Consider the following 26,480-nt stretch of genomic DNA (forward strand, 5'->3'; position numbering starts at 1 on the left):
TGATATAATGCTGCGAACGAATCTAATCTGTGAGTAGCTATATGCCCAAGCAACGTCCCGAGCCAATTGACATCGACGAACAGGTAGAGCGCCCCAGTAAATCGCAGCTAAAGCGAGAAATGCACGCCTTACAGGCGCTTGGCGAAACCCTGATTGCCATGAACCCCACCGAACGCTCACGCTTTCCGCTGTCTGACGATATGCTGCGCGCCATCGATGAAACCGCTCGCATTCGCTCCCATGAGGGCCGCCGACGTCACATGCAGTACGTTGGCAAGCTCATCCGCAAAGAGGATCTAACGGCCATTCAAGGCGTTTTCGACGCCATCGAACAAGAAAAAGAGCAGCGCGATCATGCTTTTCATCGCCTGGAAAAGTGGCGAGACCGCATGATCGACGAGGGCGACGATGCCGTCGATCTCTTCGTGGTCGATTATCCCAATGCGGATCGGCAAGCGCTGCGCCAACTCGTGCGCAACGCGCGTAAAGAACGCGAACAGGGCAAGCCCCCCACCAGCTCGCGCAAGCTGTTCAAACACCTGCGTGAGACGCTAGCGCTGTAAGCCAGTCATGAAGACTGCGTACCGCCGACGGTCAGCTCATCCAGCTTAAGCGTGGGCTGACCGACACCGACGGGCACGCCCTGCCCCTCTTTACCACACACGCCAATGCCGGTATCCATCGCCATGTCATGGCCAATCATCGACACTCTGCCCATGGCTTCGGGCCCGTTGCCTATCAGCGTCGCGCCCTTGACCGGCGCTGTGATCTTGCCATCTTCGATCATGTAAGCTTCGCTGGCCGAAAAGACGAACTTACCCGAGGTAATGTCTACTTGACCGCCGCCAAAGCTGACGGCATAGATACCCCGCTTGACGCTTTTGATGATGTCGTCAGGATCATCCTGCCCCGCCAGCATGATCGTGTTGGTCATACGTGGCATTGGCAAATGCGCAAACGACTCGCGACGCGCATTACCGGTGGGCGCCATTTTCATCAAGCGCGCATTCAGCTTATCCTGCATATAGCCCGTCAAAATACCGTCTTCGATCAACGGCGTGTACTGACCGGGCGTGCCTTCGTCGTCCACACTGAGCGCGCCACGGCTATCGGCCACCGTGGCATCGTCGACCACCGTGACGCCCTTGGCGGCGACCTGCTGCCCCATCCGCCCGGCAAACGCCGAGCTGCCTTTGCGGTTGAAATCGCCTTCCAATCCGTGCCCAACGGCTTCGTGCAGAAGAATACCAGGCCAACCCGCCCCTAACACCACCGGCATCTGCCCGGCCGGTGCGTCGACGGCCTCCAGGTTGACCAGCGCTTGACGCACCGCTTCTTTTGCGTAGCGCTCGGCCACGCCTTCATCACGCAGACGCGACATCGAGTAACGACCACCGCCGCCCGCGCCACCGCGCTCCCGGCGGCCGTTTTTGGCCGCAATCACACTGACGTTGAAACGCACGAGGGGGCGAATATCGGCGGCAAGGGTGCCGTCGCTGGCGCGTACCAACACGACTTCGTAGGTGCCAGAGAGCGACGCGCTCACTTGGCTGATACTGGGATCTGCGGCTCGCGCTATGCGATCGGCCTCTTTCAACATCGCGACCTTTTCTTCCGCTGATAACCCGGCAAGCGGATCGATTCCTGAATAACGCGCGGCGGCGCTGACCGGCGTTACTTTCTGACCGGGTAACTGTTTTCCGCTGCGAACGATACCAGCCGCCGTTCGCCCGGTGTCCATCAACGCATCGGCGGTGATTTGATTGGAGTACGCAAACCCCGTTTTCTCACCCGCCAGCGAGCGCACGCCCACGCCACCATCAATGTTATAGCTGGCCTCTTTGACCTCGCCATCCTCCAGCACCCACCCTTCTTGCCAAGTTCGCTGAAAATAGAGATCGGCATAATCGATGCCCGCTCCCAGGGCATAACCAAGGCCAGTATCCAGGGCGTCAAGATCGAGACCACCAGGGGTAAGCAAAATGGAAACGGCAGACTCGATATCGCTTGTTTGTGGGGTCATTGGGGGCCTTCTAAAGTCACTTGCGGCGAGGTCCAAGGACCTCGCACGCGATAATAGAGAGTGGTTGCTTGATCCAACGCATCGCCGAATAGCTGGTCGGCAATGAATAGCGCGCCGCCAACGATGGGCGCGCCGACCGCAATGGCGGCGATGGGTAAACTTTGGCTCACAGGCAGTGTGACGCCGAGACGCTGATCGAGTTCACGCTGTAAGAGGTTAACACTTCCTGTCAGCGTCAGCGTGGTCGCAGGGGCATCAATTTGTAGGGGGCCGCGCAGCAGCAGCTGCCCCTGGGCCACGTCAGCGGTACCGTGCACACGATCGAAGGCGGTGCCTTGACCCGTCAAATCGGAAAAATCGAAGCGCAAGCGGCGCAGAATGTTATCGAAATTGAGCAGTCCAACCAGGCGGGCTGGCGTCGATTCGAGCGTCACGAAACGCCCATCACGAAGATCCGCGCTCATCTCTCCACCGGCTCGGCTCAAATCCACCTGCCAGGGTGCGCCGGGCCACGTGAGGTTGGCGGATACATCCGTCGTACGGCTTCGCATGGCCACCGGCTGCCCTAGCCGCTCTAGCGCCGTACCGACATCGCCTCCCTGAATAGAAATATCGGCGCGGGTTCGACTGTTCACCGCATTGCCCTCCCACACCAGTTCGCCTCGCGCAGAGAGCTGACCGAGTGTCAGCCCCACCGGCGCAAGCGTAAAACGACGCTCATCGGCTTGCCAAAACGCGGTAAGCGGTCCGTAGCGGCGATTACCCACACTCACTTCCGCCAGTCGCAACCGGCCATTAGGCAGCGCCGCCAAGCCGTCTGGGATTGGCACGGGATCTGCGTACTGGGTATCGACCGCCTCGATCCAGGAGTCGGGAGCAGCGACGCTGGCATCGTGGGTGTTGGCGGGGAGATCGAACAATGGATTCAGCGTCAGCGTGGTGATGGCGATGTCCAGCGGACGCTCGCTGGCAGGTTGGTAGTCGACCCGGCCGTTCAGCACATCACCATTGAGGGTTAAGGCTGCACGCCGAGGTTCGATCGTTCCTGAAGCCGTCATCGCACCCAGACAGGTCTCACGATACATCAGACACTCAGTGCGCAGCCGCACGTCGAAAGGCGAACGGTCACCACGGCTGGAAGCGTTTTCCAGATTTCCTGACATCAGCGGAGCAAGGGCTGCTTGCCACGCCAACGGGTCCAGTGTGTCAAGACCTGCATCCAAGCGCCAGCCCGGCTGTCGGGACCAGCCGGAGCGCGATACCGCGCTGCCTAGCGCTACTTGCCCTGCCTGTGCGCCACCCTCTAAAGAGTGTACCTTGGCCACGAGCTTATCGGCCAACTCAACGGAAGTACGCCCAGAGGCCAACTCAGCGCGTAACTGTAACGGCCAGGCCTCTTCGCTGCGCTTGGCAAACGGCTCGGGCAGCTCGCTCGTCACGCCGAGAAGGCGACTTTGCAACGTCACCACGGGGCTAGGCGTCAGCGTGACCTCCCCTTGCCACGGCGTGCTACCGTCGATGATTTGACGAGCTTGTTCGGCAGGCACGCTCGCCAGCGACCAGAGCGCTGAGGTCGCTACGCTCCCTTCAAGGGCGATGCGCTCATCGGCCAAGAATGTCGCCCGTAAATCCCCTCCCTGCCACTGACTACTCAAGTCGCCGGTCAGGGTATGCGCCTGCCCCACTTGTTGCCAGTGAAGTTCCCCCCCCAGTTCGCGCAGCGTGATAGGCAGCGGCGTATAGCCGACAGCCGATAGCACCGGGCGGACATTGATCTCGAGCTGAAGCATCTCTGGGGATTCGAGTGGCAGCTCCAGCGCGACGTCACCGTCAAGATGTCCCTGCGCCGACAGCGCGTCGAGGGGTAGCGTATCCATGTCGGGCATGGCGCGAAGGAAACTCAGCAACGCAGCGCCATGACTATGTACGTCTGCCGATAGCATCAGTGGCTGCTTCTCTTCCATACGTACCACACCATTGGCGACTTCCACACCCTGACTCTGCGCATGCGCCACTTCGGCTTGCAATACGCCTCCTTGCCAGAGCAAGCGTCCCTCAAGATCCTCTAGTAGGGGCCAATCAGGCGCTATCGGTAGATAGCCCTGCTCGATCGCCAGTGCCAGCGTTGCCGATAGCTGATCCGATGACGCGCGCGGCCCCAGCGGCTGGCTGAGCTTCAAAGAGCCCTGAGGCACCATGCCCCCTATATCGCTGGCCAACCAATCGCGCAGCGCTGGGTCGAACGCTTTCATCGGCAGCCACTGCGAGAGCGGACGAGCGCGCGCATCCACGTCGGCAAAGGCGATGTCGAGACCGAACTGGCCGTTTTGCTGCCCAGTGATCAGGCCAAAGCCACCGCTGACACGAGCTCCCTCCCAATCGACGTTCAGATCGCGACCGCTGATCATGGTATTGGGGCCGTCGTAAACCCACTCGACGACCCCTTCTGCATGGCCAAGCTGCATCGGCGCATCAAACAGTTCAGGGAAGTAAAGCGCGCTATCGCCCGCGCTATTAAAGGTCACACGCCCACGCAAATCGCGCGCCTGAACCCAGGCATCCAGCGGCCCGCCGCCCGGTGCCTGCTGCCATGGCAAAACGGCAACGTTGGTCAGGGCTGCATCGACCCCCCAACGGCCGTCACGCTGGCCTAGACGTAAGCCCTGCACCTGCCCGCGGGGTGAAAGTGTTTGCAGAACCCGCGTCACCGACTCAGGCAATAGTGCATACTCACGCCACGCCGCCAAAGAGGCGAGCTCGAATGCGCTGGTGCGCAACTCCCACTGTCCGGGTTGATGCGATAGATACCAGTGACGTGGTAGTGCCGGGCCATCGCTGCCCCCCTCGGGTTGTGCCCACTCGACGGTCTCGGCACTGCCGCTGAGCCATGCCTCCCCCCCATCGCCATCACGCAGCCACTGTCCGCTGGCCTGAATATTGCGAAGCACGGCGTATTCGACATCCTGACGTAGAGTGAGCTCAGGAACATCCAGTGCCAGCCGCGCATCGACCAAGGCACCCTCTTGCCAACGGCCCCAAAGCTGTACCTGGCCACCCACCTGCTCCAAAAAAGGCATCCGATCCGGCCGAAACAGGGCGGCCAGTACCACCAAGTGGTCAAGCTGCATGTCCAGCTGAAGCGCCGCCGAAAAGTCGCTAAACCCCTGCTTTCCTGGCTGCATTTCGGCATGAAGGGTCATGGCCGGAAGCTCGGCATTCGCCGCATCAGGCGTATCGACGATGGTCAGCGCGCCCTCTAGACGCGTCCGTCGCCGATCACCGCTCAACAAGAGCGTGGGCGCGTGCAGCATCACGGTTTGCTCCGCGCCATGCAGGGTGACGCGACTATCATCCACCCAGACGCGCTGGCGCAGTAACAGGCCCGCCCAAGCATCTAAGGCGTCGAGGTCGACGTCGGGCTGGGGCGTCACGCCCAGGGGGAGTTCGGCCGGAGAGGGCCACCCCCATCCGCTATCCTGCTGTTGGTAAAGATGAAAGCGCAGCCCAAACATACGCGCATCGCTGAAGATGGGCGCCAACCGACGCAAGCTCTCCCAGACATCAAGACGCAGCGACAGGCGGTCGACCTCCACCAAGGCCTGTCCCTCAGGGGTTTGCGCCTTAAGTTCATCGAGCGCTAGGTGCAGAACATTACGTTCTAACGAGAGTGCTAGCCGGTCGACGTGTACCGGCACCCCGATGCGCGCTTCGAGCATGGCTTCGATACGTGGGGTCAAGGCATCCGCCTGGCTGGCCAATAGACGAAACGCCAGCAGCACCACAGCCAGCGTCGCCAGCACGGCAGCGACGCTGATCCAACAGCCGCGAACGAGAGAGCGTGATGACATCATTACATCAGCACGATGTCGTACTGCTCTTGAGAGTAGTGCTGCTCGACCTGGAAACGGATCGTTTTATTGATGAAGGTCTCCAGATCGGCGACAGCGGCAGACTCTTCATCCAGCAGGCGATCCACCACCGGCTGCGACGCCAGCACCATATAGGTCTCTGCGCTATAGGCACGCTCTTCGCGGAGGATCTCCCGGAAGATTTCGTAACAGATGGTTTCTGGAGTTTTGAGGGTCCCGCGGCCGCCACAGGTCGGACATGCTTCGCAGAGAGTCTGCTCTAAGCTTTCCCGGGTACGCTTACGCGTTAACTGCACCAGTCCAAGCTCGGTAACACCGGTGCATTTGGTTTTGGCGTGATCACGCTCTAACGCTTTCTCTAACACGCGCAACACTTGACGCTGGTGCTCGACATCCACCATATCGATGAAGTCGATGATGATGATACCGCCCAGATTGCGTAAACGAAGCTGGCGCGCAATGGCAGTGGCGGCTTCCAAATTGGTCTTGAAAATCGTCTCTTCGAGATTGCGATGCCCCACATAGCCACCGGTATTCACATCGATGGTCGTCATGGCCTCGGTCGGGTCGATGACCAAATACCCGCCCGATTTGAGTTGCACCTTGCGCCCCAGCGCTTTCTGAATCTCGTCTTCGACACTATAGAGATCGAAGATCGGACGCTCACCGGGATAGTACTCTATACGGTCGACCGCATCGGGCATGAACTCTTCTGCGAACTCCACGAGCTTGACGAAATTTTCCCGGGAATCGATGCGCACCTTCTCGATGTCATCGCGCATCACGTCTCGGAGCGTGCGCATGAACAGCGGCAGGTCGTCATAAATGACGCTGGGCGGTGCAGCAGTGATTTTGCGCTCGCTGACTTTTCGCCAAATGCGCAACAGGAAGTACATATCGCTGGCCAGTTCTTCATCACCCACGCCCTCTGCGGCAGTCCGCACGATGAAGCCGCCTGTCACCTCGAGGGTTTGCTCCTCGATGCTCTTATCTAGCAGCATCTTCAAGCGCTCACGCTCACGCTCGTCCTCGATGCGCTGCGACACGCCGTGGTGTGGCGAGTCAGGCATGTAAACCAAGTACCGCGAGGGGATCGATAAGTGCGTGGTTAGACGCGCCCCTTTGGTGCCGATGGGATCTTTGGTGACCTGAACGACCAGGGCTTGGCCTTCGTGGAGCAGTTGCCCAATGGTTTGCTGCTCCTCGCTAGGAGTGCCGGGCGGCATGACTTCGTGTGCATGGATGAACGCCGCACGCTCCAAGCCAATATCGACAAAAGCAGCCTGCATGCCAGGCAGTACGCGAACGACTTTGCCTTTGTAGATATTGCCTACGATACCGCGCCTGCGAGAGCGCTCGATGAGCGCCTCTTGCAGTACGCCGTTTTCTACCAGCGCAACGCGGGTCTCCATGGGCGTTAAATTGATGAGGACTTCACCGCTCATGCAAAATTCCTTATTGGGTGTCCAATTCCTTGCCAGCGCAGCGGGCGATGAGTCGGTGGCTACGTAAGATAACGGCCCGCCCAAATGGGAACCCCTTGCTGGCGAAGCAAGCGCGTGGTTTCAAAAAGAGGCAGCCCTACCACGGCGGAATGACTGCCTTGAATTCGTTCGATAAAAATAGCGGCTAGCCCCTGGATGGCATACCCGCCCGCTTTATCGATAGGTTCACCGGTATGCCAATAGCATTCGATCTCGTCTGCCGTTAACGCGCGCATGATGACCTCGGTGGTCACACAGCAGGAGAGTATACCCCGCGACCCGCTGACCGCTACTGCCGTGAGTACTCGGTGCGACCGCCCTGCTAACAGCGATAACATATCAGCCGCGTGCTGCTGGTCGCGCGGCTTGCCCAGAATCGTATCGTCGACGACCACCGCCGTGTCCGACCCTAGCACGGGCAGCGTGGTTTTCCCCGTCGCTGCCTCTGCCTTGGCAATGGCCAGCCGCTCAACATAAGCGGCGGGGGATTCTCCCTCGATGGGCGTTTCGTCGACGTTACTGGGCATGACGGTGACGGGCACGCCGATCGACGCGAGCAGCGCCTGTCGTCGCGGTGAAGCAGACGCCAAGCAGAGCACGGGAGTCGTGGCAACGTCACGCATTGGCCATGCGCCGTTCGATGGCGTGGAACATCGTCGCCAGCCACGGCCACAGCAGCGCGCTCACCAGCGAGGGAATCAAGAAAGAGAGGTGGATCGAGAAGTCGCCGGTCAACGTGCGCAGCCACTGCTCGATGAGCTGAACCAATCCCAGCAGCACCAGCACCAGCACCGATTGCTGTACCAACGAGTAAGCGCGAAAACGGGGATAGACCAGCGCCGCTAAAAACGCCAGTAACGACAGGATGAGCGCGTGCTGCCCTAGTGCCGTCCCCTCGATGAGATCCATCAATAGGCCAAATACGAAGCCATGAAAGACACCGACTCTATCAGGGGCACGCATGCACCAGTAGATGAGCATGAGCCCCACCCATTCGGGGCGAAACACTTGCCAACCATCAGCAAGTGGCATGACCTGCAGGCACAGCGCCAATACGAGACTGAGCCAGACCACCACGAGCGGTACCATCGGCGCACGTGCCATTAGCGCGCCTCCTCTTCGGACGGGGGGGCTGGTTGCCCAAGCCGCTGAGCAGCATGGAGCGCGTCGGCTGAAATCTCCATGGACTCATCCCAAATAGACGGATCCAACTCTTCACGGGGAGGTGGAAAAAGCAGCAAAAAATGTCGCGAACGCTGGAGCTGGGCAGATGGTTCAGCGACCACACGAGCAAACGGCTGGCCAGGATCGTGATAAACCTCAGTTACCCTCGCCACGGGGTAGCCCGGCGGAAAGCGCCCCGCCAATCCGGACGTGGTCAGCAGATCACCTTCACGGATATCGGCCGTATCCGGTACGTGAAGCACGTTCACACTACCGTAGCGGCCAGTGCCCTGAACAATGAAGCGTAGACCGTTGCGATTGACCTGGACCGGCAGCGCGTGGCTGGCATCGGCCAGCAACAAGACCCGACTCGAGTATGCCGAGACGGCCGTCACCTGGCCGACGAGTCCTGATGCATCGATCACCGGCTGCCCCACGTAGGCACCGTTGCGATGCCCACGGTCGACCACCATCTGATGGCTAAAAGGGTCGTTGTCCAACGACAGCAGTTCCGCCGTCATATAGGGAATGTCCCGCCGCTCGGCGGCACCCAGCAGTTGGCGCAGCTCCGCGTTCTCAGCAGTCAAATTCGCCAAGCGTTGACCACGGTGGGAAAGTGTCAAAATTTGCTCGCGCAAGCGTCGATTTTCATCCACCAGCGCCTGCTGGTCGGAGAGCGCCAGCGCCCCCCAGTTCAGCAGGTCGCTGGGCACACTAACCGCCCACTGAATGGGTGCAACGATCGTGGTCATTTGGGCGCGCAGATCTTCCATGCGAGTGAAACGGTGGTCGACAAACATCAATGCGCTTGCCGCCACAACACAGAAGAATAGCCGGTAACCGGGTAGCGGCCCGTGTGAAAACAGCGGTTTGATAGGCAATCCCCCGCGATAAACCGCTGCGATCAGTCGCTCGACAGCAACTCAAACGTGTGCTGATCGATCATCTCCAATGCCTTGCCGCCACCACGTGCAACGCAGGTCAGCGGATCTTCCGCCACGATCACCGGCAAGCCGGTCTCTTCGGCGATCAACTTATCCAGGTCACGCAGCAGTGCGCCACCGCCGGTCAGCACCAAGCCGCGCTCGGCGATATCCGAGGCCAGCTCGGGTGGAGACTGCTCCAGCGCGCTTTTGACGGCGGCTACGATAGAGCCCAGCGTCTCTTGCAGTGCTTCGAGAATTTCGTGGGAGTTCAAGGTAAAGCTGCGTGGAATACCCTCGGCAAGGTTACGGCCACGCACATCGATCTCGCGCAGCTCGCCACCTGGATAAGCACAGCCAATCTCTTCTTTGATACGCTCAGCCGTCGCTTCACCAATCAGGCTGCCATAGTGACGGCGCACGTACGCGGTGATCGCCTCATCAAAACGGTCACCGCCTACGCGGATCGATTCTGAATATACGACGCCGTTGAGCGATATGATCGCGATTTCCGTGGTGCCCCCACCGATATCCACGACCATCGAGCCCTGCGCTTCTTCCACCGGCAAGCCAGCACCGATCGCTGCCGCCATGGGCTCTTCGATCAGGAACACTTCACGCGCGCCGGCGCCTTCCGCCGATTCACGAATGGCGCGTCGCTCCACCTGCGTCGACATGCAGGGCACGCAGACTAGAACGCGCGGACTGGGGGTGAGGAACGTACTTTGATGCACTTTGCGAATGAAGTGCTGAAGCATCTGCTCGGTAACGGTGAAGTCGGCGATAACACCGTCTTTCATCGGACGAATGGCCGTAATATTGCCAGGCGTGCGACCAAGCATGCGCTTGGCATCGGCACCCACCGAGGCGACGCTGCGCATGTTGCCAGACTGGCGAATGGCGACTACGGACGGTTCATCGAGCACGATGCCACGACCGCGTACATAAATCAGTGTGTTGGCCGTACCCAAGTCGATCGACAGATCGCTGGAAAACAGCCCCCTCAAACGTTTGAACATGGATGTTGTTACCTAGTGCAGACCGGGAACCCTGTGCGGATGCAAACGGTATCACCGCAACCCCTTGGCAGCAAGCACGAGTCGTCCCGAACACTGCCCGCCAAGGCCAATATGTGGTACCTTTTGCGGCTATTTTCCACGTCTGCTCCGTCAGACGAATTTAAGATGACCGTACGTATACCGCTCAAAGCGAAATATGTTCCATCACCATTGCGAGGAAACCTCGATCATGGCGCTTGAAGAATCTCATGTGCGCCGGGCCGCACACTTGGCCCGACTCGCCGTTAGCGACGACCAAGCCAGCGGCTTCGTCGACGATCTTAGCCGCATTCTGGACATGGTCGACCAGCTCCAGAGCCTGAACACCGAAGGCGTCGCGCCGCTGTCCCATCCGCTCGATGCGACCCAGCGCCTTCGCGCCGACGAGGTCACCGAAACGAATCAGCGCGATACGTTCCAACACTGCGCCCCGGCAGTGGAAAACGGCCTTTATCTGGTCCCGCGCGTGGTCGAATAAGCCGCGCTCATCGTTCGTTTCCACTCCTTCCATCCGCCTCTGAACGGAGCTTCCGGGTCATGCATGACAAAACCGTAACGCAGCTCGCCGCCGCCTTAGACAGTGGTGAACTCTCCTGCCGAGAGCTGACGTCTCATTTTTTACAGCGCATCGAGAAAACCGACGACCAGCTGAATAGCTTCATTACCGTGACCGCCGAGCAGGCGCTCATAAAAGCCGACGCCGCTGATAAAGCACGAGCCAGCGGTAAAGCAGGCAAGCTCACCGGAATTCCTCTAGCGCTAAAAGATATTTTTTGTACCCAAGGCGTGAAAACTAGCTGCGGCTCCAAAATGCTCGATAACTTTATCGCGCCTTACGATGCCACCGTGGTCGAAAAACTGAGCGCTGCAGGCACCATTAGCCTGGGTAAAACCAATATGGATGAGTTCGCCATGGGCTCTTCCAACGAAAACAGCCACTACGGTGCCGTCAAAAATCCTTGGGATCTCTCAGCCGTGCCCGGTGGAAGCTCGGGCGGTAGCGCTGCTGCCGTGGCTGCCGGGCTCGTACCCGCGGCTATGGGCACCGACACCGGCGGCTCCATACGCCAGCCAGCAGCATTTTGTGGCATTACCGGTCTGAAGCCCACTTACGGACGTGTCTCTCGTTACGGCATGATCGCCTACGCCTCCAGTCTCGACCAGGCAGGCCCCATGGCACGCACTGCCGAAGATTGTGCGCACCTGATGAACGTGATTGCCGGTCACGATGTACGCGACTCCACCAGCGTCGCCCGTGGCGTGCCGGACTACACCGAGACGCTCAACGCCCCGCTCTCTGGCCTCAAAATCGGCCTACCGACGGAGTATTTTGGTGACGGCCTGGACCCCGAGGTCGAGAAGGCCGTTCGTGACGCGGTGAAAGTGTATGAATCGCTGGGCGCTTCGGTGCGCGACGTCAGCTTGCCGCACACCCACTACGCGATTCCGGCTTACTACGTCATCGCCCCTGCCGAGGCCTCGTCGAACCTATCGCGCTTCGACGGCGTGCGTTTTGGTCATCGCTGCGATGCGCCTGCGGATCTCGTCGACCTCTACACCCGCTCACGGGCGGAAGGGTTCGGTGAAGAGGTGAAACGCCGCATTCTCATTGGCACACACACGCTATCGGAGGGCTTCTTCGACGCCTACTACACCAAAGCGCAGCAGGTTCGTCGCTTGATTCGTCAAGATTTTCTCGATGCTTTCGAGGATGTCGACGTGCTCATGGGCCCCGCCTCACCGACGCCTGCCTTCGACCTGGGCGCCAAGAAAGATCCGGTTTCCATGTATTTGCAAGACATCTACACCATCGCCGTCAACCTGGCAGGCATCCCAGGTATTAGCGTTCCCGCTGGCTTTGCCGGTGGCCGCCCGGTAGGCCTGCAGATTCTGGGCACCCACTTTGCCGAAGCGCAGCTGCTCAACGTTGCTCACCAGTTCCAGCAAGCGACCGACTGGCACCTTCAACTGCCTGCTTTTGCCGAGGAGAACGCCTAATGCAATGGGAAACCGTGATCGGGCTCGAGGTCCACGTTCAGCTCGCAACGCGCTCTAAGATCTTTTCCGGCGCCTCCACTGCGTTTGGCGCCGAGCCGAACACCCAGGCCTGCGCCGTCGACTTGGGCCTGCCGGGCGTGCTGCCGGTGCTCAATGAGCAGGCCGTCGCCATGGCCGTGCAGTTTGGCCTCGCCGTCCACGCCGAGATCCCTGAAGTCTCGGTGTTCGACCGTAAGAATTACTTCTATCCAGATTTGCCGAAGGGCTACCAAACCAGTCAGATGTACCACCCCATCGTGGGCGCGGGTGAAGTCGAGATCACGCTGGATGACGACACCACCAAACGGATTCGTATTCACCACGCCCACCTGGAAGAGGACGCCGGCAAATCGCTGCACGAAGACTTCCACGGCATGACCGGGATCGACCTGAACCGGGCGGGCACGCCACTTTTAGAGATCGTCTCCGAGCCGGACATGCGCAGCGCCAAAGAAGCCGCCGCCTATCTAAAAGCGATTCACTCCATCGTGACCTACCTGGGTATTTCCGATGGCAACATGGCCGAGGGCTCGATGCGCTGCGACGTCAACGTGTCGGTACGTCCAAAAGGCCAAGACGTGTTTGGCACCCGGGCGGAGATCAAGAACGTCAACTCCTTCCGCTTCGTCGAGCGCGCCATTGCGTTCGAAGTCGAGCGGCAGATCGAGCTCATCGAAGATGGCGGTAAAGTCGTCCAAGAGACTCGCCTGTTCGATCCAGAGCGTGACGAGACCCGCAGCATGCGGACCAAGGAAGAAGCCAACGACTACCGCTACTTCCCCTGCCCCGACCTGCTACCGGTGGTGTTGGACCAGGCCTATCTGGACCACCTGCGCAGCCAACTGCCGGAACTACCCGCCGACAAGCGCACCCGTTTCCAGAGCGAACTAGGCCTCTCGGCGTACGACGCCAACGTGCTGTCGGCCAGCCGTGACATGGCGGAGTTCTTCGAAGAAGTGCATCGCGTCTGTGGCGACGCCAAGCAGGCAGCCAATTGGGTACAGGGCGAGCTCTCTGGTGCATTGAACCGGGAGAACCTGAGCATTCAACACAGTCCGGTATCCGCCCAACAGCTGGGTGAGTTGATCAGCCGCGTGCTGGACGACACCATCAACGGCAAAGCCGCCAAGCAGGTCTTCCAAGCGCTGTGGAACGGCCAGGGCGAGAGCGCAGATGCCGTCATCGAGGCCAAAGGCCTAAAACAGGTGACCGACACCGGCGCCATCGAAGCAATGATCGACCAAGTCATTGCCGAAAGCCCGGCACAGGTGGCGCAGTACCGTGATTCCGAGCCCGAGAAGCGTGGCAAGATGATTGGCTACTTCGTGGGCCAGGTGATGAAAGCCTCACGCGGCACCGCCAACCCCCAGCAGGTCAACGGCTTGTTGAAAGAGAAGTTGGATGCGCTGCTCTAGCCACGGCTAGTCGGCACGGCCATCAACCAAAAGCGGCTGCCTCGGCAGCCGCTTTTTTGGTCTCGAGCGTCTCGTTAAGCCAGTTGACTCGGCTGAGTAAAACGCTTGAGCTGCGCGCAGCCTGCCGCCCAGACGTCAGCCTCTAGCTCGGCAATGGCCGCCGTGGGGAAGCCAACGCCCTGGCTTGGCGCGCCTTCGACCAACAGCCCAGCCAAGTCGCCCACCAGCGGCATGTGGCTAACCAGCATGATCGGCGAGTCAACGGGATGCCTGAGCAACCAGTCGCTGACATCGCCGGGCGGATCTTCCGGGGTAATGAAGGACAGCGTATTGAGGGGGGCGCCCAGGGCATCGCTGATTCGCTGGGCGGTTTGCTGAGCACGGACGTAAGGGCTGGCGTAGAGCGTTGGCCTAGACAGCTCGCCTTGATCGATACGCGTCGCCAGCCAGCGAGCCATGGTCTCGGCCTCGTGCTCCCCCCTGGGCGTCAGCGGCCGGGCGTGGTCTGGAAAACCTGGCGCGGCTTCGCCATGACGCATGATCAATACGCTGCAACTACCTTGCTGTCGGTGGCTATTCATGGGAACCTCCGCTGCCTTGCTGATCCTGATGAGCCTGCTCGCGATGCGCCTGCTGAACCGCTTCGCGGGGCAGAATGAACTCCACGTCGCTACTCTGCTCGCCCATCATGAGCGTTCCCGCCATGTCCTCGGCAGGCACGCCTTCGAAGAGCACACGATTCAACCCTTCGGCCAACGGCATATAAACCCCCATCTCGCGCGCTTTTGCGCAGACCAGCTTGACGGTATTGACGCCTTCCGCCACTTGGCCAAGCGCAGCCACCGCTTCCTCTAACGACAGCCCCGTACCCAGTGCATGGCCCACGCGGTAATTGCGCGACAAGTTAGACGAGCAAGTGACGATCAGGTCGCCCACGCCTGCCAAACCAAGAAACGTCATGGGGTTGGCCCCCTGGGCAACGGCGAAACGGCTCATCTCGGCCAGCGCTCGGGTCATCAGCATGCTGCGTGTGTTCTCCCCCATCCCCAGCGCCGCGGCCATGCCCGCTGCAATGGCGTAAATATTCTTTAATGCGCCCCCCAGCTCCACGCCGTGACGATCATTACTGGCGTAAACGCGGAAATAGCGACAGCCCAGCACTTGCTGTACTCGAGTGCGCGTTAGCGCATCCGCACTGGCGATCACCGTGGCGGTCAACTGCTTGTCAGCAATCTCGGAGGCCAAATTAGGCCCTGCAATGACGCCAATATGGGGGAAGCCGGTCTCTTGCTCCAGCACTTGGCTCATCAGTAAAAAGCCATCTTGCTCAATCCCTTTGGTGGTGCTGACCAGGATTTGTTCGGGCGAGAGCCAAGGCTTGGCCGCTTGCACCACGCTGCGAAACGCTTTCGACGGGATGGCAATCAGCACCAGTTCGGCACCCGTCAGCACCGTTTTCAAGTCGGTCGATGCGGTGACGGCAGGGTTGATCGCATAGTCGGGAAGATAGCGGCCGTTGCGGTGCTCTCGGTTGATCTGCGCGACCAGCGCCTCGTCGCGCAACCATTGACGCACGTTAGCGCCATTGTCGGCAGCGATACTGGCCAGCGCGGTACCAAAACTCCCGCCCCCCAGCACCGCGACGTTACTTTGCTGCTCTGCCATAGCCATGTCCTGAGTTCTTTTACGTAACGGTGGGCCTCAACACCCCCCATTTTGATAAGTACTACCTTAACAAAACAAGCGGCCCGCTTGGTTGACCAAGCGGGCCGCGACTAGCGAGCTTAGGGCATTAAGCCGTCAACACACTATTGAGACGCTTCACGTAGGCAGCCGGGTCGTCCAGATGACCGCCCTCGGCAATGATCGCCTGATCCAGAAGGATGTGGGCTAACTGGCCAAATAGATCACCCTCTGCATTTTCCAAACGGGCCACTAGGGCATGGTTGGGGTTGAGCTCGAGGATGGGTTTCACATCCGGGAGTTTTTGCCCGGCCGCTTCCATGATACGGCGCATCTGATAGCCCATTTCGTGCTCGGGCAACACCACGCAAGCGGGCGAATCGGTCAGACGATGGGTGATTTTGACCTCTTGAACGCCATCGCTCAGCGCTTCTTTGACGCGCTTTACGAGATCTTCCTTCGCCTTGGCCGTCTCTTCCTGGGCTTTTTTCTCGGCTTCGTCCTCTACGTCCCCAAGATCCAGCTCACCTTTTGCCACATCGGCAAAGGGCTTGCCGTCAAATTCTGTCAGATGGCTCATCAGCCACTCGTCGATCCGGTCAGAGAGCAGCAGCACTTCGATGCCTTTCTTGCGGAAAATCTCCAGGTGCGGGCTGTTCTTCGCTGCATTGAAGCTATCCGCCACCACGTAGTAGATCTTCTTCTGGCCCTCTTTCATACGTTCGACGTAATCCGCCAGAGAGTGTTCTTGCGTGGCGGTATCGGTATGGGTAGAGGCGAAACGCAGGAGGCCAGCGACTTTTTCGCGGTTAGCGAAGTCTTCACCTGGGCCCTCTTTCAGCACACTGCCAAAGGTGTTCCAGAACGTTTGATACTGCTCGCTATCTTTGGACAGTTTCTTGAGCATGTCCAGCGCACGCTTGGTGAGCGCCCCTTTGATCTTGTCGACCTTGGGATCTTGCTGCAGCAACTCACGGGAGACGTTCAATGAGAGATCGCGCGTATCCAGCACACCCTTGATGAAACGCAGGTAGAGGGGCAGGAACTGCTCGGCATCATCCATGATGAAGACACGTTGCACGTAAAGCTTCACACCGCGCGAGCCGTCACGGTCGAACATGTCGAACGGTGCGCGGCCCGGCACGTAGAGCAAGCTGGTGTACTCGAGCTTACCCTCGACTTTATTGTGACTCCAGGTAAGCGGGTCACTGAAGTCGTGGGCAACGTGCTTGTAGAACGCCTTATACTCGTCGTCGCTGACATCGCTCTTCGGGCGCGCCCACAGCGCGGTAGCTTCGTTGACGGTTTCCCACGTCGTCACTTCGCTACCTTCGATCTCGTTACCGTCGTCATCCTTGGCGGTTTCGACCTTGGGCATACGCACCGGCACTTCGATGTGATCAGAGTACTTGCGCACCAAGCTTTGCAGGCGGTAGTCGTCGGCGAACTCTTTTGCATCGTCTTTTAAATGCAGAGTGATTTCCGTGCCGTGAGCGTCACGCTCGATGTCGGCAACGGTAAACTCGCCTTCGCCTTTGGAGCGCCACTCGACGCCTTCCGATGCAGCGGTGCCTGCTTTACGAGTACGTACGGCCACTTCGTCGGCCACGATGAAGCCCGAATAGAAACCAACCCCGAACTGACCGATCAGCTTGGCGTCTTTTTGCTGCTCGCCGGAGAGCTGCTTCAAAAACTCTGCCGTACCGGAACGCGCGATGGTGCCCAAGTTGGCAATCACATCTTCGCGGTTCATGCCGATACCATTATCGCGCAGCGTGATGGTGTTGGCGTCGCGGTCGTGCTCGATCTCGATACGCAGCTCGCTATCGCCTTCGTATAGAGCGTCGTTATCGAGTGCGGCATAGCGCAACTTGTCACAGGCATCGGCGGCGTTGGAAATCAGCTCGCGTAGAAAAATCTCCCGATTCGAGTACAGGGAGTGGATCATCAGATTCAGGAGCTGTTTGACTTCCGTCTGAAAGCCAAGAGTTTCTTCATGGGTCGCAGTGGTCATGCGCTTAGCCCTCATTGATCACGTGTTGCTTGACGCCTCTGCCCATAGGCAGAGGCGGAAAAGGTAGTGAACTCAATATGGGGATAAGCGAAGGGATTTCAAGAAGGTGTGTGTGAAGAAGCGGTGGCTGCCTCAGTAGCCGATTTCCAAGCGCGATAGTCGGCCAACTGCGTATCGACGCGATTTAGTAACCAGCCCACGATCAATACGTCATCGACCACACCTAGCAGCACCAAAAAGTCGGGGATCAGATCGAATGGCATGACCAGGTAGGCCAACGCCAGCGCCATGGTGCCAAACGCAGACCAGGGAATCGGCCTGAAATCTCCTTTCAGCACATCGCGGGTCATGGGTAAAAATAGCTTGAGCGCACGGGCGATACGTTTAACGGCCCATACGCGTGTTTTCAATCGACGAAACAATCCCCAAACGGATAATCGTGCCATCGTTATCGAATCCTCTTAGTGTCACGATTGTCAGAACCTTATCTGTGCGTATAGTTCACTTGTCCGTATAGTTCACTATTGCGCCTTTGACCCCACCACCGAGCAAGAGGGAGTGCCATGCCGGCTACGCCATTACGTTCTACCCTTCGCACTCTGTGTGCAGCAGCCATCATCGGCCTACCGACGGGGAGTTGGGCAGCCACTGATGACGCTATGCGTGATGCGCTCAACGCCGCACGCCAGCAGCAGTGGCAACACATCGATGAGCGCGCCATCGAAGGACACATACTCAGCGGTTATGTCACCTATCACCGCTTACGCAACCAGTTGCCCAACGTGGCCGCCAGTCAAGTGCTGCAGTTCATCGAACAGCATGCCGACTCTCCGCTATCGGAATGGATGCGCGGCCAAGCCATTGCCAAATATGGTCATGCAGGACGTTACGGCGATCTACTCACCGTCGCCGATGGCGAGCCTGCTGGAACGGCACGTCAGTGTTACTACTACATGGCGCTCATCGACCGTGCCCCAGAAGAGTCGCGACGCGCGGGCTTGGCGCTTTGGCGAGTAGGAAGCTCACAGCCCGATGCCTGTGACCCCCTTTTCAACCGCCTACGGGCCGATGGCACTATCGATGCGACCGCCATCTGGGAACGCAAGATGCTAGCTTGGCAAGCGGGCGAATCGCGCCTGAGTAACTACCTAGGCGGACTGCTGAGCAGCGAGTGGCAAACGGCCCTCGACACGGTGGACGCGGTCAGCAACAACGCCAGGGCCATCACCAGCGCCCCCACCTGCCTAGGCCCGGAGTGCAGGGCCACGGCGGCTTTCTACCAAGCCGCCATGCAGCGCCTGACCCGAGATGACACGCCTACCGCTTTCGCCGCTTGGCAGCAGCTCTCGCCTCGCTTGAACTTGACGGCGCAAGAGCGCCAAGTCATCGAGGAAGAGCTAGCGTTTTACACCCTCGTTCGGGAGTTGCCCGGCACGCTCGGCTGGGTCGATAGCGTGCTGCCCTCGCTAGCCAGCGAGCGCGTACTGGAGCTGCGCGTGCGTCGCGCGCTGGCCGACCGCCAGTGGACCGACGTCGTACACTGGATTGCCGAAATGCCCGCGAGCCAGCAAGCGAGCAGTCGCTGGCAGTATTGGCTGGGGCGCGCCAACGAGCAGCTTGGCAACCCCGAGGCGGCCATGGCACGTTATCAGCAAGCAGCCACTGACCGCAGCTTCTACGGCTTCGCCGCCGCCGATAGAATCGACCAGCCTTACCGACTCAACAACGAGCGCCATCACTTCGACGAGGCTACCCGCGAGCAGACGGCACGACTACCGGTCGTGCAGCGCACCGAGGCGCTGCTGCGTATCGGTGAAGACGGTTTAGCCAACAGCGAGTGGCTTTACGCCATCGAGCACGGCACGCCCCAGCAAGCCCGCGCGCTAGCCGACTATGCCGCCCAGCAGCAGTGGCACGCACGGCTAGTACAAACCACCATTGCAGGCAAAATGTGGGACGCCCTGGAGTGGCGCTTTCCTCCCGCCTACCGCGAGAGCTTCCTTCAATGGGGCGCTCAAACAGGGGTAGACCCTTACCTATTAATGGCAATTACCCGCCGAGAAAGTGCGTACAACCCGGTGGCGCTCTCACCCGCAGGCGCTAGGGGCTTGATGCAGTTGATGCCCGGCACGGCCGCCCAAGTGAGCCGTCAACTGGGGCTGAACGACCCCGGTCCCTACGGCGTGCTGGATCCTGAGCTGAACATTCGCCTTGGAAGTACCTACTTGCGCGACAAGCTCGCGCGCTACCGAGGCAATCGTCTTGCGGCCACAGCTGCCTACAATGCAGGACCTGGACGCGTCGATCAGTGGTTAGGCACTCAGAGCATGGAGTCGTTCGATCTCTTCGTGGAGAGTATTCCATTTCGCGAGACACGCGATTACGTACAGGCAGTGCTGAGCTACCGGGTGATTTTTGAGAGCTTAGCCAACGGCGGTAGCAGCGATGGGGTCTCGCTACTCAACGAAAGCGAGCAGGCCGTGCGCTACGACCGCGCCCTCGTACAGCGCTAGTCCCAGCGACGCGTATCGCGATCCCCCCACAACGCCCGGTTACACCGGGCGTTGCTCCAGCGCCAGCCGCACGCCGAAAACGACCAACACCGCGCCAGTGGCAGCATTCAAGGTTTGCGCAAAGCGTGCGCTGGCCAGCCATTTACTCGCCCCACCAACCATCAACACGACGCTAATCTGCCAAATATTGGCAATCACGAAGTGCACGCCCGCCAACCAGAGGGATTTGACGAGTGCGGGGTCAGTTGGCGCGATGAACTGAGGTAAAAACGCCATGTAGAACACCACGGTTTTGGGGTTGAGCACGTTGGATAGCAGCCCTTCTTTGACTGGCTGCCACAGCGGAACGGGCGCCGCCTCCTTCAGGACGCCCTTCACCGGCAGCGGCGTTCCTCGGCGGGCTGCCAGCAGGCTCGTGACCCCCAGCCAAATCAAATACGCCGCCCCTGCCAACTTCAGCATGTTGAACGCCCAGGCCGACTGCAGCAAAATGAACGAGATACCCAACGCCGAAACGGTGGCATGAACGAACAAACCACAGCAAATGGCTACGCTCGTGGCTATGCCGTCTCGGATACCGCCTCGCGCGGTGTTGCGAATCACCAGAAGCGTGTCGACTCCTGGGCTTATCGACAGCAGCGTGATGGCCACTAAAAAGGGAATGAACTGCGCATCGATGAGGTTGAGTTCCATCATGTACTTGGCTCGCTGAGTGATAAAGAATCTTAATCACGTGACTGGACGTGCTGATTATTTGCTTCTAAAGTGAATTTGGCAGGTTGGCAGAGCGTCGCCTGCTCAATCATTAAGCACGTTAAGGATATGAACGATGGCAACTGGCACTGTCAAGTGGTTCAACGACACCAAAGGTTACGGCTTCATCTCTCCCGATGACGGCGGTGACGATCTCTTTGCCCACTTCTCTGAAATTCAAGCTGAAGGTTTTAAGACCCTGCAAGATGGTCAGAAAGTCAGCTTCGAGGTGACTCAGGGTAAAAAAGGCCTTCAGGCTTCCAACATTCGCGTTGCTTGAACCGCACCGAATGGATAAAGGCCCGCGAATGCGGGCCTTTTTTATAGGTTGGGGTTTCCTTCTTAAGACGATGTATCCAACGTGTCGTCCGAGGAGCTTTCGGCCTCTTGCGCTTCGCTATCGTCATTGGTAGAGCGCTCTTCAACAGGGTGGTCGTCACCAACGTCGCGGTCTTGGAGTTCGTCAGACGCCAGGGGTGCACCATTGGTGGGGCGCTCACTCTCCAAGGCTTGGAACTGCTCTTCTAGGCGCTGCTGGGCCTCTTCGAATTGACGTTCGGTATCTTCGATGAGCGCATCCACATCTTGCGCTTCTAACCCTCCTTCCACGGAAGTGCCTTCGGGTAAGCTGCTTTCGCGCTCCCAGCTTGGCTCGATGGGGTCGTTCTCCATGGGCGCCAGTTCGGGCGACTGCTGCTCGATTTCTTGAAACTGTTGCTCCAACTGACGCTGTGCCTCTTCGAAACGACGCTCGGTCTCGGCAATCACGTCATCGACATCAGAACGCGTGGTTTCACCCGGCATTGCGCTAGCTTCGTCAAGGGCTTCGTCGGGGTCGGCGGCCAGCGTCTCTTCGTCCGCCTGCAGGGGCTCCGAGGTTGGCTCACTGGCGGTGGAAGACAGGTCTTCCTGAGCATTGGAAGGCTCGGACGCCTCGGACGCCTGACGTTCAATGTCGTCTTCCACCTGGGAGGGCGAAGGAACATCGTCACTACCGGTGTCAGGTGCAGCGGCTGGCGTCTCACTGGGCTGCTCGGCCGCGCTCTCTTCCGGTACGACGTTTGCCTCTTCTTGACTGTCGCCGCAGGCACTCAGCAGTAGGGCCAAACTGGCCAGTAGCGGCATCCATACACGGTAGCTCATCGAGTCATGCTCCTTAATGGTTCGAATTCATTAGTGGCGGTCGTTGGCAGACAACAGCGAACAGCCTTCTGGTAAGCGTACCTTCAACGCTAGCGGGACGACTTCAGCGGTAAATCGTTGATAGCGTTTTGCCTCACCATCCAGGGTCAGCGGCCAAGGTTCATCATCGGACCGAGTGGTAACGGTCAACTGGCTGGCAGTGAAGTAGCGCACATAACGCCCTTCTGCGGGGAACTGCTGTAGCTCGCCGAGCAGCGCAGGAAGCTCCGTCACCGAATGAAAATCTTTGACTAGCAGAACGTCCAATCGCCCATCATCGAGCTTGGCACGAGGGGCCAGCACCTGCCCCCCACCCGATTGACGCCCATTGCCCAGTGCCAGCAGCAGCAGTGACGCGGCCTGCTCATGATCGCCCCAGTGCAACGTGCCGCGATAACTGCGATGACGCCACGCCTTGAGCGCACCCATCAGTGAGTAGGCTCCTCCCCCTAACATGCGTTTTAACGTTTTGGGGGTAGAGGAGGTAATTTCTGCGCCGAAACCACCGGTGGTCATATTGATGTAATAGCATACCGACGGTTCGCCTCTGGCTTCCGCCGTCATACGAATCACATCGATGGGCGCAGACGGCAAGCGAACGGCATCCGCCAGTGCGCGATCCAGCTCCAAAGGTAACCCCACCGAAGTGGCAAAATCATTCGCGCTGCCCATCGGCACCACGCCCAAGCTCGGACGATGGTCATGGGGCAGCCGCATGAGTCCATTGACGACTTCGTTGACGGTGCCATCACCACCGCATGCGATGACGCATGTCGCGCCCAAATCGAGCGCTTGGGCTGCAAAATCAGCGGCATCGCCACCTTCCCACGTCGCGCGAACAATGATGGGCGTCCCTGCCTTGCGCTGCGCTTCGACGGCGTCGCGCAGCGCCGGATTCCCGGCCGACTTACCGTTGATAATCAATAAATAACGCTGTTGTGGGTCTGTCACCGGTGTCTTCCCTCTCCATGGTTAATTCACTGGATGCACGTTATGCCAGCGCTTTCTCGACCACCTCGAACACGTTGGACGACAGCGGCTCGCGTTTGATTCTTTCGAGTTCTGCTCGCATCAACTGCTGTCGTGTCTCATCGAACCGCTGCCAGCGCGTCAATGGGGTAATCAGCCGCGCGGCAATTTCAGGGTTGAGGCGGTTGAGCTCGATCACCGCATCCGCCAACAGGGCATACCCTTTGCCATCCAGGCGGTGGAAATTGATACGGTTTTGCGCAAAAGCGCCAATCAACGCACGCACTTTGTTGGGGTTCTTCATCGAGAACGCAGGGTGCTGCATTAAGTACTCCACGCGCTCCAGTACATCGGGCTGAGGGCGCGTTACCTGAATCGTAAACCACTGATCCATCACGAGTGGATCGTGAGCCCAGGCTTCCCCAAAGGCTTTCAAAGCCGGTGCCGACACGTCGTCACGATCACTGTGCACGAGCAGTGTCAGCGCGTGGCGAACGTCGGTCATGTTGTGATCCGTCGCAAACTGCGCTTCACACAGCGCGACGCTCTCGTCGTCCTCAATGGACATCAAATAAGCGAGCGCTACGTTTTTGAGGCTGCGCTGAGCCATTTGTTCAGGCGTAGGCGCGTATGGGGCGTCACTGACGTTCGCCTTATAGACGGCCAAGAACTCATCACGCAGTGCCAGCGCCAGGGATTGGCGCACGAACTCGCGGGCAGCGTGAATGGCATCCACGTCGACGATTGGCTGCTGTTCGGCGATATAGGCTTCCGAGGGCAGTGTCAGCATCTCGGCCAGCACCGCTTTATCGTCCATGGAAGAGGTCAAGAGCAAGCGGAATGCCTCGATCACTCGGTTGTCCATCACTTTTTCGACGCCGTTTCGATGGGCAGCAATCAGGTCGTCCAGCGCCAGTAGCGCCAATCGCTGACCGGCATCCCAGCGGTTGAAACCATCGCTATCGTGGGTCAATAGAAAGGCCAAATCTTCGCGGGAATAAGGGAAGTGCAGCTTGACCGGTGCGGAAAAATCGCGCAGTAGCGACGGCACGGGTGCCTCGGCCACTTCCGTGAAGATGAAGGTCTGCTCATCGTCGGTCAGGTGAATGACCGCGTCTTTCCCAATCTTGTTGCCGTCGAGCGTGAGCGTTAAATCCTGACCGGATTTGGTGCCCACCAGGCCCATGCGTACCGGAATGTGCAGCGGCTGCTTGTCCGGCTGTCCGGGCGTGGCTGGCGTGCGCTGGCGAAGCGTCAAATGGTACTCGGCGTTGGCGTAGTCGTACTCACCGTGGGCATCGATTTCCGGCGTGCCCGCCTGGGAGTACCAGCGCATGAACTGGCTTAAATCGATGCCCGATACCTCGGCCATGCAGCCCACGAAGTCTTCGATCGTCACGGCCTGCCCGTCAAAGCGCTCGAAATAGAGATCCGAGCCACGGCGGAAGGCCTCCCAGCCCAGCAGGTTGCGCAGCATGCGCACCACTTCTGCCCCTTTTTCATAGATAGTCAGCGTGTAGAAGTTGGTGATCTCGATATAGTGATCCGGACGAATCGGATGCGCCGTGGGACCTGCGTCTTCGGCAAATTGCGCGGTGCGGAAAAACGAGACGTCTTGAATGCGCTTGACGGGGGCTGAATTGGTATCCGCAGAAAAACACTGATCGCGGAATACCGTAAAACCTTCCTTTAGCGAGAGCTGGAACCAATCGCGGCACGTCACGCGATTCCCCGACCAGTTGTGGAAATACTCGTGGGCAACGATCCCTTCGACATTTTGAAACGCCGCATCGGTGGCGGTCTTGGGGTGCGTGAGCACCGCCGCGGAGTTGAAGATGTTGAGGCCTTTGTTCTCCATGGCCCCCATATTGAAGTCGTTGACCGCCACGATCATGAACAGATCCAGATCGTACTCGCGCCCGTAAGTCTCTTCATCCCAGCGCATGGCGCGCTTGAGTGAGGCCATAGCATGGTCGGTTTTATCGAGATTCTCCTTCTCTACCCACAGCTGCAGCGTCACGTCGCGGCCGCTCATGGTCGTAAAGTGATCTTCGACTTTTTGCAAATCCCCAGCCACCAGCGCAAAGAGGTAGCAGGGCTTGGGATGCGGATCTTCCCAGGTCACGAAGTGACGGCCGCCCTCTCGCGTTCCCTGCTCGACCGGATTGCCGTTGGCGAGGAGCACCGGCTCCTTTTGCGCATCACCGATGACCGTGACCTTGAACGTGGCCATGACATCGGGGCGATCCGGATAATAGGTAATACGTCGAAAGCCCTCTGCTTCACACTGCGTGCAGTACATGCCATTTGATTGATAAAGCCCTTCCAAAGCCGTATTACTACTGGGCGAGATCGCCACGTCGCTTTCTAACGTAAAGGCAGCAGGTACACGGGTAATCGTCAGCGTTTCATCAGTGAGCTGGTAATCGGCATCGCTCAACGCTTGACCATCGATGGCAAGCGCGCGCAGCGATAGATGCTCACCATCGAGCACCAGCGGCGCAGCCGCGTCAGCGCTTAGGTGGCGCTGCATGGTCAGACGTGCTTTCACACGGGTCTCGGTGGGGTCAAGATCAAACGTCAGCTCGGTATGAATTACGTGGTAGGCGGGTGGCTGGTAGTCGCTTAAATAAACCGGCTGCGGATCAGACATAGCGCGAAACTCCTGTAAGCTTTTCAGTAGTCGAGTAGCGCCTATACGGCGCTACTCAATGAATATTTTTTGTGATCGTCAATCGCGAAAGTTGTCGAACTGTAATGGCAAGTCAGGCCCCTCTTCGCCACGCAGTAGCGCCATGACACTCTGCAGGTCATCTCGCTTTTTGCCCGTCACGCGCACTTTTTCACCCTGAATTTGAGCCTGCACTTTTAACTTACTGCCTTTGATGCGCTTGACCACATCCTTGGCTTCAGCTTGGTCGAGCCCCTGCTTGAGTAACACCTCTTGACGCGCCTTGACACCGGACAGCACGGCATCTTTGACATCCATGCAACGTGCGTCGATACCGCGGGCAATCAGTCGGTTACGCAACACGTCCAGCATTTGCTTGAGCTGGAAATCTACTTCGGCTTCGAGCAGCACCTTATCGCCTTCCAACGTGAAGCTGGCATCGACGCCTTTGAAGTCGAAGCGTGACTGGACTTCACGATTGGCCTGGTCCACCGCATTGGCGGCTTCGTGCTGATCTAATTCTGACACGATATCAAATGAGGGCATGGCACTATTCCTAACAAGACATGACCCACCATTCTAGAGCAGCAAGCCCCCAACCGGCCAATTCTCTTAGAAAAAGCTGGACAAAAACTCTGCAAGCCGGTCACGTCAAGCTTAAAAGCTATACAAACACCTCTCAGGGCGATGTTAAATTGTGCGCCTCTGTCGTAACCTGCTGA

General features: G+C 59.0%; 22 protein-coding genes. 6 read left to right on the plus strand and 16 right to left on the minus strand.

From position 1 onward, the window contains the following. Nucleotides 1-41 precede the first annotated feature (41 nt). A complete protein-coding gene (yjgA, locus tag FRH_RS17170) occupies nucleotides 42-563 on the plus strand; it encodes a ribosome biogenesis factor YjgA (RefSeq protein ID WP_139527154.1) in 522 nt (173 codons plus the stop codon). A 5-nt stretch (nucleotides 564-568) separates the two neighbouring features. Here yjgA and tldD read toward each other — a convergent pair whose 3' ends face one another. The 7 genes from tldD to FRH_RS17205 are packed head-to-tail and all read right to left on the minus strand — an operon-like array spanning nucleotide 569 to nucleotide 10,482. Continuing rightward, entirely contained in the window at nucleotides 569-2,023 is a 1,455-nt protein-coding gene (tldD, locus tag FRH_RS17175; RefSeq protein ID WP_281997317.1) for a metalloprotease TldD, read from the minus strand. After that, the gene (locus FRH_RS17180) at nucleotides 2,020-5,874 is read right to left on the minus strand and encodes an AsmA-like C-terminal region-containing protein (RefSeq protein ID WP_348773453.1); all 3,855 of its coding nucleotides are present in this window, start codon (nucleotides 5,872-5,874) and stop codon (nucleotides 2,020-2,022) included. Before FRH_RS17180 ends, tldD begins: the two co-directional genes overlap by 4 nt. Further along, a complete protein-coding gene (rng, locus tag FRH_RS17185) occupies nucleotides 5,874-7,337 on the minus strand; it encodes a ribonuclease G (RefSeq protein ID WP_139527151.1) in 1,464 nt (487 codons plus the stop codon). The genes FRH_RS17180 and rng overlap by 1 nt, the downstream gene beginning before the upstream one ends. A gap of 59 nt (nucleotides 7,338-7,396) precedes the next feature. Beyond that, the gene (locus FRH_RS17190) at nucleotides 7,397-7,999 is read right to left on the minus strand and encodes a Maf family protein (RefSeq protein ID WP_281997318.1); all 603 of its coding nucleotides are present in this window, start codon (nucleotides 7,997-7,999) and stop codon (nucleotides 7,397-7,399) included. Then, the gene (mreD, locus tag FRH_RS17195; RefSeq protein ID WP_139527149.1) at nucleotides 7,992-8,480 is read right to left on the minus strand and encodes a rod shape-determining protein MreD; all 489 of its coding nucleotides are present in this window, start codon (nucleotides 8,478-8,480) and stop codon (nucleotides 7,992-7,994) included. Before mreD ends, FRH_RS17190 begins: the two co-directional genes overlap by 8 nt. Beyond that, a complete protein-coding gene (gene mreC, locus FRH_RS17200) occupies nucleotides 8,480-9,421 on the minus strand; it encodes a rod shape-determining protein MreC (protein ID WP_153842862.1) in 942 nt (313 codons plus the stop codon). Before mreC ends, mreD begins: the two co-directional genes overlap by 1 nt. Before the next feature lie 23 nt (nucleotides 9,422-9,444). Next, nucleotides 9,445-10,482, minus strand: coding sequence for a rod shape-determining protein (locus FRH_RS17205; protein WP_018915723.1), 1,038 nt, complete (start codon nucleotides 10,480-10,482; stop codon nucleotides 9,445-9,447). A 229-nt stretch (nucleotides 10,483-10,711) separates the two neighbouring features. On the opposite strand from FRH_RS17205, the gene gatC reads away from it, so the two are divergent. Genes gatC through gatB form a run of 3 tightly spaced genes read left to right on the plus strand, consistent with a single transcriptional unit; the run spans nucleotide 10,712 to nucleotide 13,973 of the window. Further along, nucleotides 10,712-10,999, plus strand: a complete 288-nt coding sequence (gene gatC / locus FRH_RS17210) for an Asp-tRNA(Asn)/Glu-tRNA(Gln) amidotransferase subunit GatC (protein WP_139527147.1) — start codon at nucleotides 10,712-10,714, stop codon at nucleotides 10,997-10,999. A gap of 59 nt (nucleotides 11,000-11,058) precedes the next feature. Then, on the plus strand, nucleotides 11,059-12,519 hold the full coding sequence (gene gatA, locus FRH_RS17215) for an Asp-tRNA(Asn)/Glu-tRNA(Gln) amidotransferase subunit GatA (protein ID WP_139527146.1): 1,461 nt from the start codon (nucleotides 11,059-11,061) through the stop codon (nucleotides 12,517-12,519). Then, nucleotides 12,519-13,973, plus strand: a complete 1,455-nt coding sequence (gatB, locus tag FRH_RS17220; protein ID WP_281997319.1) for an Asp-tRNA(Asn)/Glu-tRNA(Gln) amidotransferase subunit GatB — start codon at nucleotides 12,519-12,521, stop codon at nucleotides 13,971-13,973. Before gatA ends, gatB begins: the two co-directional genes overlap by 1 nt. A 74-nt stretch (nucleotides 13,974-14,047) precedes the next feature. Here gatB and sixA read toward each other — a convergent pair whose 3' ends face one another. The 4 genes from sixA to FRH_RS17240 all read right to left on the minus strand — a co-directional run bounded on the left by sixA (nucleotide 14,048) and on the right by FRH_RS17240 (nucleotide 18,116). Next, nucleotides 14,048-14,554 carry a phosphohistidine phosphatase SixA gene (sixA, locus tag FRH_RS17225; RefSeq protein WP_139527144.1) on the minus strand — a complete coding sequence of 169 codons (507 nt, stop codon included), beginning with the start codon at nucleotides 14,552-14,554 and terminating at the stop codon, nucleotides 14,048-14,050. Further along, a complete protein-coding gene (locus FRH_RS17230; RefSeq protein WP_153842859.1) occupies nucleotides 14,547-15,638 on the minus strand; it encodes an NAD(P)H-dependent glycerol-3-phosphate dehydrogenase in 1,092 nt (363 codons plus the stop codon). The genes sixA and FRH_RS17230 overlap by 8 nt, the downstream gene beginning before the upstream one ends. Before the next feature lie 127 nt (nucleotides 15,639-15,765). Further along, nucleotides 15,766-17,670 (minus strand): molecular chaperone HtpG, encoded by a 1,905-nt coding sequence (gene htpG / locus FRH_RS17235; protein WP_153842858.1) that lies wholly within the window; start codon nucleotides 17,668-17,670, stop codon nucleotides 15,766-15,768. Between the two features lie 98 nt (nucleotides 17,671-17,768). Next, complete coding sequence (locus FRH_RS17240; protein WP_139527141.1) at nucleotides 17,769-18,116, minus strand: DUF1232 domain-containing protein; 348 nt, start codon at nucleotides 18,114-18,116, stop codon at nucleotides 17,769-17,771. Between the two features lie 117 nt (nucleotides 18,117-18,233). Between FRH_RS17240 and FRH_RS17245 the strand changes: the two genes are divergently transcribed. Then, a complete protein-coding gene (locus FRH_RS17245; protein WP_281997320.1) occupies nucleotides 18,234-20,183 on the plus strand; it encodes a transglycosylase SLT domain-containing protein in 1,950 nt (649 codons plus the stop codon). Between the two features lie 39 nt (nucleotides 20,184-20,222). Here the strand turns inward: FRH_RS17245 and FRH_RS17250 are convergent, their stop codons facing one another. Continuing rightward, nucleotides 20,223-20,879 (minus strand): LysE family translocator, encoded by a 657-nt coding sequence (locus tag FRH_RS17250; RefSeq protein WP_281997321.1) that lies wholly within the window; start codon nucleotides 20,877-20,879, stop codon nucleotides 20,223-20,225. Nucleotides 20,880-21,012: 133 nt separating this feature from the next. Between FRH_RS17250 and FRH_RS17255 the strand changes: the two genes are divergently transcribed. Beyond that, nucleotides 21,013-21,216, plus strand: a complete 204-nt coding sequence (locus FRH_RS17255; protein WP_044630763.1) for a cold-shock protein — start codon at nucleotides 21,013-21,015, stop codon at nucleotides 21,214-21,216. 62 nt (nucleotides 21,217-21,278) lie between these two features. Here FRH_RS17255 and FRH_RS17260 read toward each other — a convergent pair whose 3' ends face one another. The 4 genes from FRH_RS17260 to FRH_RS17275 all read right to left on the minus strand — a co-directional run bounded on the left by FRH_RS17260 (nucleotide 21,279) and on the right by FRH_RS17275 (nucleotide 26,304). Further along, nucleotides 21,279-22,079, minus strand: coding sequence for a hypothetical protein (locus FRH_RS17260; RefSeq protein WP_281997322.1), 801 nt, complete (start codon nucleotides 22,077-22,079; stop codon nucleotides 21,279-21,281). Nucleotides 22,080-22,109: 30 nt separating this feature from the next. After that, the gene (gene yegS, locus FRH_RS17265; protein ID WP_153842854.1) at nucleotides 22,110-23,069 is read right to left on the minus strand and encodes a lipid kinase YegS; all 960 of its coding nucleotides are present in this window, start codon (nucleotides 23,067-23,069) and stop codon (nucleotides 22,110-22,112) included. Between the two features lie 40 nt (nucleotides 23,070-23,109). Continuing rightward, a complete protein-coding gene (pepN, locus tag FRH_RS17270; RefSeq protein WP_281997323.1) occupies nucleotides 23,110-25,740 on the minus strand; it encodes an aminopeptidase N in 2,631 nt (876 codons plus the stop codon). Nucleotides 25,741-25,818: 78 nt separating this feature from the next. Further along, nucleotides 25,819-26,304: a YajQ family cyclic di-GMP-binding protein gene (locus FRH_RS17275; RefSeq protein ID WP_281997324.1), complete on the minus strand. Its 486-nt coding sequence runs from the start codon at nucleotides 26,302-26,304 to the stop codon at nucleotides 25,819-25,821. Between the last annotated feature and the right edge of the window lie 176 nt (nucleotides 26,305-26,480).

Origin of the sequence: Halomonas sp. A020 (genome assembly GCF_027943625.1) — a bacterium.
GTDB classification, from domain to species: domain Bacteria; phylum Pseudomonadota; class Gammaproteobacteria; order Pseudomonadales; family Halomonadaceae; genus Vreelandella; species Vreelandella piezotolerans.